8 protein-coding genes and 8 tRNA genes are annotated in these 12,854 nt (G+C 40.9%); 3 read left to right on the plus strand and 13 right to left on the minus strand.

Annotated features, from left to right (window positions below):
* Positions 1–385: 385 nt before the first annotated feature.
* Positions 386–1,807 (plus strand): alanine/glycine:cation symporter family protein, encoded by a 1,422-nt coding sequence (locus FW757_RS14165; RefSeq protein ID WP_182740048.1) that lies wholly within the window; start codon positions 386–388, stop codon positions 1,805–1,807.
* Positions 1,808–2,749: 942 nt separating this feature from the next.
* Here FW757_RS14165 and FW757_RS14170 read toward each other — a convergent pair.
* The 12 genes from FW757_RS14170 to FW757_RS14225 form a co-directional block, all read right to left on the minus strand.
* Positions 2,750–2,836, minus strand: a tRNA-Leu gene (locus FW757_RS14170).
* Positions 2,837–2,873: 37 nt separating this feature from the next.
* Positions 2,874–2,947: transfer RNA gene (locus tag FW757_RS14175), tRNA-Cys, on the minus strand.
* Between the two features lie 18 nt (positions 2,948–2,965).
* Positions 2,966–3,041, minus strand: a tRNA-Gly gene (locus tag FW757_RS14180).
* 228 nt (positions 3,042–3,269) lie between these two features.
* Positions 3,270–3,356: transfer RNA gene (locus FW757_RS14185), tRNA-Leu, on the minus strand.
* Positions 3,357–3,395: 39 nt separating this feature from the next.
* Positions 3,396–3,471, minus strand: a tRNA-Gly gene (locus FW757_RS14190).
* A gap of 66 nt (positions 3,472–3,537) precedes the next feature.
* Positions 3,538–3,624: transfer RNA gene (locus FW757_RS14195), tRNA-Leu, on the minus strand.
* 36 nt (positions 3,625–3,660) lie between these two features.
* Positions 3,661–3,734, minus strand: a tRNA-Cys gene (locus FW757_RS14200).
* 26 nt (positions 3,735–3,760) lie between these two features.
* A tRNA-Gly gene (locus FW757_RS14205) sits at positions 3,761–3,836 on the minus strand.
* Between the two features lie 216 nt (positions 3,837–4,052).
* Entirely contained in the window at positions 4,053–4,598 is a 546-nt protein-coding gene (gene pgsA, locus FW757_RS14210; protein WP_145242294.1) for a CDP-diacylglycerol--glycerol-3-phosphate 3-phosphatidyltransferase, read from the minus strand.
* Between the two features lie 42 nt (positions 4,599–4,640).
* Positions 4,641–6,464 (minus strand): excinuclease ABC subunit UvrC, encoded by a 1,824-nt coding sequence (gene uvrC / locus FW757_RS14215; protein WP_145242296.1) that lies wholly within the window; start codon positions 6,462–6,464, stop codon positions 4,641–4,643.
* A 9-nt stretch (positions 6,465–6,473) separates the two neighbouring features.
* On the minus strand, positions 6,474–7,124 hold the full coding sequence (gene uvrY / locus FW757_RS14220; RefSeq protein ID WP_016707677.1) for a UvrY/SirA/GacA family response regulator transcription factor: 651 nt from the start codon (positions 7,122–7,124) through the stop codon (positions 6,474–6,476).
* A 108-nt stretch (positions 7,125–7,232) separates the two neighbouring features.
* Entirely contained in the window at positions 7,233–8,384 is a 1,152-nt protein-coding gene (locus FW757_RS14225) for a dicarboxylate/amino acid:cation symporter (protein WP_145242298.1), read from the minus strand.
* Between the two features lie 421 nt (positions 8,385–8,805).
* On the opposite strand from FW757_RS14225, the gene cysK reads away from it, so the two are divergent.
* Both cysK and FW757_RS14235 read left to right on the plus strand, forming a co-directional pair.
* Positions 8,806–9,774 carry a cysteine synthase A gene (gene cysK / locus FW757_RS14230; protein ID WP_149982968.1) on the plus strand — a complete coding sequence of 323 codons (969 nt, stop codon included), beginning with the start codon at positions 8,806–8,808 and terminating at the stop codon, positions 9,772–9,774.
* Positions 9,775–9,916: 142 nt separating this feature from the next.
* Positions 9,917–10,357: a hypothetical protein gene (locus FW757_RS14235; protein ID WP_182717977.1), complete on the plus strand. Its 441-nt coding sequence runs from the start codon at positions 9,917–9,919 to the stop codon at positions 10,355–10,357.
* A 68-nt stretch (positions 10,358–10,425) separates the two neighbouring features.
* Here the strand turns inward: FW757_RS14235 and FW757_RS14240 are convergent, their stop codons facing one another.
* A complete protein-coding gene (locus FW757_RS14240) occupies positions 10,426–12,702 on the minus strand; it encodes an acyl-CoA dehydrogenase (RefSeq protein ID WP_182717976.1) in 2,277 nt (758 codons plus the stop codon).
* Positions 12,703–12,854: the final 152 nt, after the last annotated feature.

Genomic DNA, 12,854 nt, shown 5'->3' on the forward strand with positions numbered 1-12,854 from the left:
AAGAACGTTGCGGTTAAAGTTAAACTTCATCTCGCTAGGGCTGCGCATATTACGCTTTCCTATTTTCTTGTCAACACTTAATTTTAAACTTTATTAAAAATCTAAACTCAAGTTTTACTCGACTAACTGATTAACTCTTGCAGCTTAAGCGTTGCTGTCTGCCGTCTCAGTGGGGTCGCATTATAGGGCGCGGCGAATTTTACGCAAGCGTTTTTATCATTAAATTCGCATTTATTTTATACCCTCAAGATACCCAAAAGAAACTGACACCTTACCCACAGAAGCCTGTGGATAACCTCGTTTTTTTCATCGTTTCACTAAACTATCTGCTTTGCTTATGGTAAGTTGCCCGCTGTTTTTTAAACTCGTTCATTAGGCATATAACATGATAGATATAATAAATAGTATTAGTGGGCTGCTTTGGGGTCATATTCTCGTCTACCTATTAATAGCGGCAGGACTCTTTTTTACTATTAAACTCAAGTTCATTCAATTTGTTCAATTCCCCCACATGATTAAAGTCATGTTCAATTCTCGTCAGTGTGATAAAAACGGTATTTCATCTTTCCAAGCTTTTTGTACTTCCTTAGCCGCACGTGTTGGTACCGGAAATATGGCTGGTGTTGCTGTTGCACTGTATTTAGGTGGTGCTGGGGCTATTTTCTGGATGTGGCTAATTGCCTTAATAGGTATGGCAACGAGTTTTGCAGAAAGTACTTTGGCTCAAGCTTATAAGATTCGTGATGAACATGGTAACTTCAGAGGAGGCCCTGCTTATTATATGGAATATGGTTTGGGCAAACGTTGGATGGGGGTGATTTTCTCACTCTGTTTGATATTGGCATTTGGCCTAGTATTCAATGCAGTGCAATCTAACTCTATAGCCGCTGCATTTAAAGTCGCTTTTGACATTCCAAACTATGTTGTTGGTTTAGTACTAGTCGTTGGCTCTGGCATTATTATATTTGGTGGCCTGAAAACTATTTCTCGCTTTGCAGAGTTGGTTGTACCATTTATGGCATTAGCTTACTTACTTGTAGCTTTATATGTGTGCGCTATTAATGCAGAGCAATTACCGACTGTATTTATGCGTATTATTAATAGTGCATTTGGAATTGAGCAAGCGGGTGCCGGTGCGATTGGTTATGGCGTTATGCAAGCAATGATCCAAGGAATAAAGCGCGGCTTATTCTCAAATGAAGCAGGTATGGGTAGCGCAGCAAATGCGGCAGCGACTGCGACGCCAAATCCGCCCCACCCTGCCTCACAAGGTTATGTGCAAATGCTTGGTGTATTTATTGATACGGTTGTTATATGTAGTGCAACAGCCGCGCTGATTTTGCTCTCTGATCAATTAGTAGCTGACTCAGGTGTAACTGGTATTGCATTAACTCAGGCTGCTCTTGAAGAACATGTTGGAAGCTGGGGCACAATCTTTGTTGCGATTGCTATATTATTCTTTGCTTTTACCTCAATTGTTGCTAACTATTCATACGCAGAAACTAATCTATTATTCTTAGAGCATAATCATGAGCATGGTATGTTGATCTTTAGACTTATAGTATTAGGTATGGTGATGTTTGGCTCTGTGAGTGAACTGGGGTTGATCTGGACCTTAGCTGATATTTCGATGGGCCTCATGGCAATCGTGAATGTTATTGCACTGTTTATGTTATCAGGCGTGGTGATCTGGCTTGCGAACGACTACACGACACAGCGCAAAGCTGGCAAATTACCAACATTTGATCCAACCAAAAATACTCAGCTTGATCAAACCATCCCGAAAGGGATTTGGCATAAAAAGTAAATAAGCTTATTTACAATCAAAGAGGGAGTCTATGTGCTCCCTTTTTTGATCAAAATAATAATGCCTTAGTAGTTATTCAGATTTGCTATCACAAGCGTCTAATATATTCATCGCTAAAGCGCGGCCCTTATTGAGTGCTTTATAAATCTGGCTACAGCTTCAACAATGCTTCAACAATGCTTCAGCGAAGCGCCACACAGGAGTGTTGCTCTGAATCTATTGGGTATGCATGCGGCTGCAATTGGCATAGTGACGCTTTACTGTTCTCAGCATTGGCCATTTATCAAGCGTCACCACAAAAGTAAAGCCTGCTGCTTTTTATACCAATCTGCCAAATTATGTGATCTAATTAGCGCACAGATACTTATCTACTTTTACTGAATTGAACTTAAAAGAATCCAAACAACTTTTAGTTTTATCACGTAAAGAGCCTAATGCAAGAAAACGCATACGCCTGCTTGCTGTTTCATTATTCTTTGAGGGGGGAAACAGAACGAATATTGCTAAGCGGCCAAATACAGCACGCTGCAGTGTCAAAAATGGATTTCAAACTACCTTAACAATTGAGTTGGATACGACAACACTGTCTATCTAATCGTGTATTTAGTGGTTATGAAGAAATAGTCGAACAGGTTTCGCAAGCGTGGAATAAATTCATCTCCGTCCCTGATACGGTTAAAATTATATGCTCTAGAGATTGGATCAAATTTACTTAATCTTTATGCAGATTGGTATTAGTGTTAGTTAAGCTAATTTCTCTGGCATCAATCAACAAAGTGATTTGCGTATATTTTGGTATTAAGATTGTCCGTACGCGCTATGGATAAAAGTTAAACGCATACAAAAGCTATAAGGTGAAAGTTTAATTTAATAGATAGATAAGCAATTTTGGGTGTGTTTTTTTACGCTGTAGGTATAAATGAAGTAATAGTGAATATAAAGTGGTGCCCGAGGCCGGACTTGAACCGGCACGACTTGTTAGTCGAGGGATTTTAAATCCCTTGTGTCTACCAATTCCACCACTCGGGCATCGAGTTTGCTAATTAAAGCGTGTGGAGTAATTATTTGGAGGCGGAACCCGGAGTCGAACCGGGGTAAACGGATTTGCAATCCGGTGCATGGCCACTCTGCCATTCCGCCTAAATGTAACAAATAATTTGGAGCGGCACACGAGGCTCGAACTCGTGACCTCGACCTTGGCAAGGTCGCGCTCTACCAACTGAGCTAGTGCCGCATAAAACTTTGTCAGTAATTTGTACGTTGGTGCGCGACTATGTCGCGGTAAACGTTCTGGCAACTGAGCTAGTGCCGCATAAAACTTTGTCAGTAATTTGTACGTTGGTGCGCGACTATGTCGCGGTAAACGTTCTGGCAACTGAGCTAGTGCCGCATAATTAGATATAATTCTTTGTAAGAAATATTTTTTATCGCCCTTAAATTACCTTGGTTGAGTAATTTAAAGTGGTGCCCGAGGCCGGACTTGAACCGGCACGACTTGTTAGTCGAGGGATTTTAAATCCCTTGTGTCTACCAATTCCACCACTCGGGCATCGAGTTTGCTATTTAAAGCAAGTGGATAAAACTAATATGGAGCGGCACACGAGGCTCGAACTCGTGACCTCGACCTTGGCAAGGTCGCGCTCTACCAACTGAGCTAGTGCCGCATCATATTAATTCTAATTACTACATTTTTAAAAGTTACATTTGGTATATGCAACTAAACCACAAAGTGGTGCCCGAGGCCGGACTTGAACCGGCACGACTTGTTAGTCGAGGGATTTTAAATCCCTTGTGTCTACCAATTCCACCACTCGGGCATCGAGTTTGCTAATTAAAGCGTGTGGAGTGTTGATTGGAGGCGGAACCCGGAGTCGAACCGGGGTAAACGGATTTGCAATCCGGTGCATGGCCACTCTGCCATTCCGCCTCAATACTGGGTAACCTTTGATAAACTGGAGCGGCACACGAGGCTCGAACTCGTGACCTCGACCTTGGCAAGGTCGCGCTCTACCAACTGAGCTAGTGCCGCATAACGCATGTAAGTATTAATATGTTTCATCGCAACCTTGTCGCGGTAAAACATTCTAGCAACTTAACCAGTGTCACTTTGTTTATCTAGGGGGCTATGCCCTCTCAACACGGACGCATTCTACAGAGATTATTAAACGCGTCAATACAAAAAATGCTAGTTTTGAACTGTTTGATTATTTTTTATCTAAAACGGTGCGTTATTATACGTTTAGAGTCAATTTTTAGTCAATTCAGACCACGCTGCTATCAAATATTGCAGCATAGAAGTAACCGTTAAGAAGGTCGCAATGTAAAGTAAGCCATAACTTAAGTACATCATCCAACTATCGTATTGCCAAATGAGTCCAATAATAGCTAACATTTGCGCAGCAGTTTTAAACTTACCCATATTTGATACAGCTACATTACCACGCTTGCCTTGCTCTGCCATCCATTCTCGAAGTGCTGAGATAACAATTTCTCTGCTTATTATGATTAAAGCAGGAATAGTCATATACATTGATTGATAATAACTAGCTAAAGCAACCAATGCTGTACACACCATCACTTTGTCAGCAACAGGATCTAAGAATGCACCAAATGGCGTAGACTGCTCAAGCTTGCGCGCTAGATAGCCATCAAGAATATCAGTGATCGATGCAAGCCAGAAAATAAAAGCTGCAGCAAAGAAAGCCCATGAATAAGGCAGATAAAATACCACCAAAAAAATGGGGATAAGAAAAAGTCTAAATGTTGTGAGTGTGTTTGGAATATTCCACATAACTACTTGGGGATGTCTTTTTTTCTATATTCGCACGAAGGGCTAGCCCTTGTCATGCAAATGGTTAAATATCTTCTCAGCCATGTCAGAGCTGATCCCGGGTACTTGCTTTAATTGATCTATATTAGCAGCTTTTACTCCCTGCATGCCCCCTAAAAATTTTAATAATGTTTGGCGTCGTACCGAGCCGATACCACCTATCTCTTCTAATAGTGATTGAGTGCGTTGTTTTTGCCGCTTGTTACGGTGCCCTGCAATAGCAAAGCGATGTGATTCATCGCGAATATGTTGGATCAAATGTAGCGCTGGTGCGTCTGAATCCATTGGGATTGTTTTCCGGCCACCATCAATTAATAGTGTTTCAAGGCCTGGCCTACGACTGGTGCCTTTTGCCACACCGACTAACAGCGGCATTTTTGCATGTGGCCAATTAGCAAAGTACTGCTCGGCACGAGAAAGTTGTCCTTTACCACCGTCGATAAAAATCACATCAGGAATTTTATCTTCGTCAACCAACTTGTTGTAACGCTTGTTTAACGCAAACTCCATTGCAGCATAATCATCACCTCCAGTGATCCCTGTGACATTAAAGCGTCGATATTCTTTATTATTCGGTCCTTGCGAATCAAACACCACACAACTGGCAACTGTGTTTTCTCCCATTGTATGGCTGATATCAAAACATTCCATACGATTAATATCATCAAGCCCTAACGTCGCTTTAAGTTGTGCGTAACGCTTATTAATCGAATCCTGAGTGCTTTGCTTCACGGTAATACTATTAAGCGCATTCTTATTAGCGAGCTGTAAGTATTGCGCACGCTCACCGCGTGTAACTGTTTTTAAAGTTACTTTGCGTTCACTCACTTGGCTTAATGCTTCACTGAGTACATCAACTTCATCAAGTGCAAATGGCAAAATAACTTCTTTAGCAATTCGCCCTGTTGCACCTGGCGCTAAATAATATTGCCCAAGAAATGAAGCCAGTATTTCTTGTGGCTGTGAATCTTTCGGTACTTTTGGAAAGTACGTTTTGCTACCGAGTACTTTATGATCGCGGATCATCAACAAATGAATGCCATTAAGGCCATTTAAATGAGCAAAACCCACAACATCCATTTCGGCATAATTACCTGATATTGATTGTTGCTCTTGCATTTTACGCAGTAGCATTATTTGATCGCGTACTTTAGCTGCCAATTCAAATTGCAAAGCGTGGCTCGCAGCTTCCATTTTAGAGATCAACGCTGCGATGACTTCATGAGATTTGCCAGTCAAAAATTTACGTACAAAATCAACTTGCTGATTGTATTCATCGTCACTCACTTCATTCACGCAAGGTGCAGAACAACGTTTTAGCTGAAATTGCAAACAAGGTCGACTGCGAACGCGATAATACGCATCTTCACATTGACGAACAGGAAATATTTTCTGCATTAACCGCAAACTTTCAGAGACAGCGCCAGCGCTTGGAAATGGCCCAAAATACTCGCCTTTCACTTTGCGGCTACCGCGATGAAATGCAAGTCTTGGATGTTTGTGAGCAGTTAATAAAATATACGGATAGGATTTATCATCACGCAGTAAAATATTGTAACGTGGCTGATATTTTTTTATTAAGTTATTTTCAAGCAGTAAGGCTTCGGTTTCAGTATTGGTTAAAGTGATGTCAATATCACTAATGTTACTGACTAAAGCGCGAGTCTTGCCATCCGTGACATTGCTACGAAAATAGCTACTAACACGTTTTTTAAGGTTTTTAGCTTTACCAACATAAATAACTTTATCATCACTATCAAGCATCCGATAAACGCCGGGTTCGCTTGATAGTGTTTTTAAGAAATGGGCGTGATCAAATTCTGCCATGGGGCAACACTAGTGGGCGCTGTCGATGTCGATCATCTTATGACGAATAGCCAAATGAGTTAGTTCAACATCACCACCCACATTCAGCTTTTCAAACATTCTATAGCGATAACTGTTCACTGTTTTAGAACTTAAATTAAGGCGTTCGGCAATGTCTTGCACCTTTTCACCTTTAGTGATCATTAACATGATCTGTAATTCACGTTCAGATAAACTCTGAAATGGACTTTCATCAGTACGACCCGTCACTTGCGCAAGGGCAATTTGTTGAGCTATTTCTGGTGCAATATAGCGTTGTCCTGCATTTACTGCGCGAATTGCATTGACCATTTCATCAGAGCCCGCCCCTTTGGTTAAGTAACCATGAGCGCCAATTTGCATCACTTTACTTGGGAATGGGTCTTCACAATGTACAGTTAACACAATAATTTTCACATCAGGGCAATAGCGACAAATTTTCTTGGTCGCTTCTAATCCGCCAATACCTGGCATATTCATGTCCATTAGCACAATATCAGGAGAATGCTGACGGCAAAACTGTACCGCTTCTTCACCTGTTTTAGCTTCACCAATTACTTTAAACCCACGAACATCATCTAAAATACGTTTGATACCCGTTCGTACGAGTTCATGGTCATCAACTAAAAGTACATTAATCAATGGGACACCCTCATATAACCTAACAGCATGTTAGTATGACAATTTAATTCGTCACACTAACACAGAAAATCTGAAACGATAACCCAATTATCGTTTCAGATAACTAATTTAAGATGGCGTTTTTTCACTGAAGCGGTCAACCCACAAGGCAATTACCCCATCACCGGTAACATTACAGGCTGTGCCAAAACTATCCTGAGCCAGATAAAGCGCTATCATGAGTGCCACAGCACCTTCATTGAAACCGAGCATGCTGGTTAATAAACCCAGCGCAGACATGACTGCCCCGCCCGGAGCACCCGGCGCGGCAATCATTACCACACCTAGCATCATAATAAACGGCAACATCCCAAATAATGATGGTACATCCATATTTGGTGATAAAAACATCACCGCCATCGCGCAAGTTACGATAGTGATCGTTGAGCCAGATAGATGAATAGTCGCACACAAAGGTACAGTAAAGTTAGCAACATCTTCTTTTACATTATTTGCTTTGCTTGAGCGTAAAGACACTGGAATAGTCGCAGCGCTTGACATAGTGCCTAAGGCTGTAAAGTAAGCTGGGAGCATATTTTTAATTAATTCAATTGGGTTGCGTTTTAATAAAATACCCGTACCGATATAAAGAATACTTAACCATACCCAATGCATTATTAATGCAGCAATCAACACCACACCAAACGTTTGTAAGGTATCAACAACAGTGCCTGCAACTGTCATCTCAGCAAACACACCTGCAATATAAAACGGTAATGCTGGAATAATAACTTTTGCTAGCAAACCATCAATCACATCGCGGCCCTGATCCGATACTTTTTTCAAGGTCTCTAGCTCTAATTGGCTCATACCGATGCCAAACACAAACGCTGTGGCAAGCGCGGTCATAACACCCATCAATGGTGGGATCTCTAAATCAATAAAACTTGCCACTTCGGTTGCTATTTCAGCTTCAAAGGTTAAACCGCCATCAAATAACGGAATAATTGCACTAACAACCATCACAGCTAATGTGCCTGCAATAATGGTCGAACCGTAGGCGAAACCAACGGTTTTACCTAACAAATGGCCTGAACCTTTTGGTAAACCTGCAATTCCTGATGCTATAAAAAATAAAATAATTAGTGGAATAGTAAAAGTGATCAGCTGACCAATTATTTCTTTTACCGTGTAAAGGAGTTCAACACCTGTTAGTGGAACATATAAGCCCACTAAAATACCGGCCAATATACCGGCAATTAATTTTAAGATTAACGTCATTGTCATCACTTCATAAATTTTGATGGGTGAGGTTTTAGCATGTTTTTAATTATATGTATCATAAAACCGCTCAACAACAGCCTGTTTGCACAAAATACAATCACTTTTAGCGTTAAACGCCCGTCTAATTTGTTCATTATAATATCAACTAGGCAATTCATTATGATCTAGCGCATATAAATTTTGGTCAGTATTTGTATCCCTAATAATCCTATGTCAGCATAACTGATAGTATTTTGGTCTTAATAACTATACTTACAAGCAGTCGCTGTTTTTATTTCATTCAGTTATAAGCCGAATAGATATATCTTATAGCCAAACTTTACTTTAGTTTTTTTAATTCAGCAGTAAAGTGTCACTATTACAGATCGATTACATAAAAATCGGTCACGATTGAATAAATTGCACCTAAGGGAACATTATGTCTACTTTTTTTGAAGATAACTCACTAAGCATCGGTAACACACCGTTGGTAAAACTTAATCGTGTTACAGGTGGGAATGTATACGCTAAAGTTGAGTCGCGTAACCCAAGCTTTAGTATTAAATGCCGCATTGGTGCATCGATGATTTGGGAGGCTGAAAAATCAGGTCAACTTACCAAAGACAAAGAGCTCATCGAGCCTACTTCAGGTAACACAGGTATTGCACTGGCATTTGTTGCAGCCTCTCGTGGTTACAAGTTAACGCTTACGATGCCAAACACTATGAGCTTAGAACGTCGTAAACTATTAAAAGCACTTGGTGCAAACCTTGTACTTACAGATGGCGCTAAAGGTATGAACGGTGCGATCGCTAAGGCAAAGGAAATTCAAGCATCAGCCCCTGAAAAGTTTATTTTATTGCAACAATTCGAAAACCCTGCAAACCCTAAAATTCACTTTGAAACAACAGGCCCAGAAATCTTTAATGCATTAGATGGTAAAGTTGATTTCTTTGTGGCTGGTGTAGGTACTGGAGGTACAATTACTGGTGTCAGCCGTTATTTGAAACTTGAAAAAGGCCTTAATGTAAAATCAATCGCTGTTGAACCAACTAATTCGCCAGTGATCAGCCAAACACTCGCGGGTGAAGAAATTAAACCTGGGCCACATAAAATTCAAGGTATTGGCGCAGGCTTTATTCCTGGTAATTTAGATCTATCAATGATCGATGGTGTAGAGCAAGTGTCTAATGAAGAATGTATAGCAATGGCTCATGAGCTGATGAAAAAAGAAGGTATATTAGTTGGTATTTCATCTGGCGCTGCGGTTGTTGCGGCAAAACGCATTGCTGAGTTACCTGAAAATGCAGGTAAAAATGTCGTAGTAATTTTACCTAGTGCAACTGAACGTTATTTATCAAGCCCACTTTTTGCTGAAGAGTTTTCAGAGCAAGAGCTGGTTCAATAAGTTTAAATAGCTTTTGAAAAAGGATGCAAACTGCATCCTTTTTTATTATTTATTGCATTCACATCACTAATTCTTACCGTAAACTTTACATCTGTCGTATTTCGTCACACACTAAATCATCACTAATAAATCTATTTATCTAATGAAATCATTTATAACTCTTTGCACTGCTACATTTTTACTGCTGTTAAGCGGCTGTGGAAATGAAGATTCACCAAAAGGTGAAAAAAATACCCCAGGAAATAGCGCAGCACTATTTTTTGATACACTTTATAACGAACAGGATCTGAGCAAAGCCACTACCATGGCCACACCTAAAATGGCGCGGATCATGAACTCTTATGGCACCTCAAAACAATTTGCCCGCAATTTAGTCAACATGCAATACGATGATGTAGTAATTGAAGTTGATATGACTAATATGAGTTTAAGAGAACAGTATGGCGATACAGCCAATATCAACCTTATTTTCACAGGCCACTTCAATGGTAATAAAGTTGATGATATGCGCAGCGTAAAAATGGTGCGTAAAAAAGGCAATTGGTATGTTGATAAAATCAATGCCGATCCTTTTGCACGCTAACGCTTTATATTAAATATTTAAATAGCTTAACAAGCCTTGCTCGCAGCAAGGCTTGTTAGTTTTCGCTATTACAGTTCACCTGGCTGATAATTATCTACCGCAATAGCCTGTTTGCGTAGGTTATTTGCAGCATGTAGCTTTTCGCCTTGCTCATCAGTTATTAACTGTTTTTCAAGCGCACTGTCGATTGCAGTTGCTATATCAGCATTACGGTTAAGTGTGCCGTCACGTTGCCATTTCTTCAATCGTTTGAAGGCGGAGCTGGTATCATGCATCGCCATAAACGCATTCTCCATCACACCAGTACCCGCTTTATCATCCACATAACATAAATGAGTTAAGCGGTTTCTAAATACCCCAGGTTGGGTCATATGCTCACAAATTGTTTGTGCAAGTTCATCACTTGGGCGCTGATAATGATTACCAAGCGGAAATACAATACGTTTTAAAATGAAGTTAATAACTGGGTTTGAAAAGTTTTTGAAAAAACCGTCAAATGCTTGGCCAATTTCAAACAGTGACAATTCAACCGCATATTTTACGAACGGAAGATCAGCTTGTTGACGCCCCTCGTCTTCAAAACGTTTTAATACACAAGATGCTAAGTATAAGTGGCTTAAGACATCCCCTAAACGCGCTGAAATCATCTCTTTACGTTTAAGCTCACCACCAAGTACTAACATTGCCACATCAGTGCTAAAGGCAAGTCCTCGGCTCATACGCCCTAACTGCTTATAATATGAAGCAGTCTCACCGCAAACGGGCGATTTTGCAAAATAGCTTCGCGTTAATCCATGTATAAAAGCCATACTCGCATTAGTAGCGGCAAATAAAATATGCTGCAGTAATAATGAATCAAATTCTTTTAACGCAAGATCGTCATCTTCCATTGCTGCGGCTTCCATTTCTTTGAGTACAAATGGGTGGCAACGAGTTGCACCTTGACCGAAGATCATCAGATTACGGGTTAAAATATTCGCCCCTTCAACAGTAATTGATACTGGAATGCCCATATAACCGTGCGCTAAATAGTTATTTGGCCCCACTTGGATCCCCTTACCCGAATGAATGTCCATAGCATCATTCATTACCGTACGGCCCATCTCTGTCATATGATATTTGGCAATCGCAGTCACCACTGATGGGCTTAATTTTAAATCAATGGCTCCGGCAGTCATTAAGCGGCATGATTCAAGACTATAGGTTAGTCCACCAATGCGAGCCAGCGCCTCTTGCACGCCTTCAAACTGCCCGATAGAAACACCAAATTGTTGACGTACCATTGCATAGGCCGATGTCATACGGGCACATAAATGCCCTGTTGCACTGCTCAATGCTGGTAATGAAATACCGCGCCCGGCACTTAAGCACTCAACCAACATCCGCCAACCTCGTCCAGCCCCTTTTTGACCGCCAATGATCCAATCAAGAGGAATAAATACATCTTTACCGTAGGTTGTGCCATTCATAAACGCCATATTCAATGGATAATGGCGCTCACCCGTTTCCACACCAGGGTGATCTGTTGGGATCAGCGCACAGGTTATACCTAGCTCTTTATGTTTACCAAGTAATCCATCGGGATCATACATTTTAAAAGCAAGTCCAAGAACCGTTGCTACGGGTGCAAGCGTAATGTAGCGTTTTGACCAATTTAATCGTAAGCCTACAACTTCTTGGCCTTCAAACTCACCCTTACACACTACGCCAGAGTCAGGAATACTGCCAGCATCAGAGCCTGCTTCAGGGCCTGTTAGAGCAAAACACGGCACATCATCCCCTTTCGCAAGTGAAGGTAACCAGCGCTCTTGCTGCTCTTTTGTACCATAATGTAATAGTAATTCACCAGGGCCTAAACTGTTGGGCACCATCACGGTGACTGCAGCTGTTAAGCTTTTAGTGGCGATTTTAGCTACGATGGTTGAGTTTGCAATTGCTGAAAACTGGCGTCCGCCAAATTTCTCGGGAATGATCAGCGCAAAGAAACCTTGGGTCTTTAGGTAATCCCATACTTCTTTTGGCAAGTCTTTATCTTTTTGCACAATATGATAGTCATCAAGCATTGCCAACAGTGTGTCCACTTCATTGTCTAAAAATATTCGCTCTTTTTCGCTCAACTCTGGCTTTGGGTAGCTGTGAAGTAGTTGCCAATCAGGATTGCCACTAAATAGTTCTCCATCCCACCACACGTCGCCCGCTTCCATCGCTTCACGCTCAGTTTGCGAAAGCGGCGGTAATACCTTTTTAAACATTTTAAATGTCGGGCGACTGACGAGATTTAAGCGGATATCTTTAACCGCAAAAATAACTATCACCAACACCAGTAACAAAATAAACACTGACATGGAAACTATCCTTATTAATTAATAAAACAGATTGACTTAATTATGACCGATCCTTTAATAAATACAATGCCACTGTAAACTCGCATTGCCTGAGCTAAAGAGTCGGTTATTGATAAACTTTGCCTAACACATAGACGCTGCTATCATCCTAC

Source organism: Pseudoalteromonas sp. 1181_04 (genome assembly GCF_052850545.1).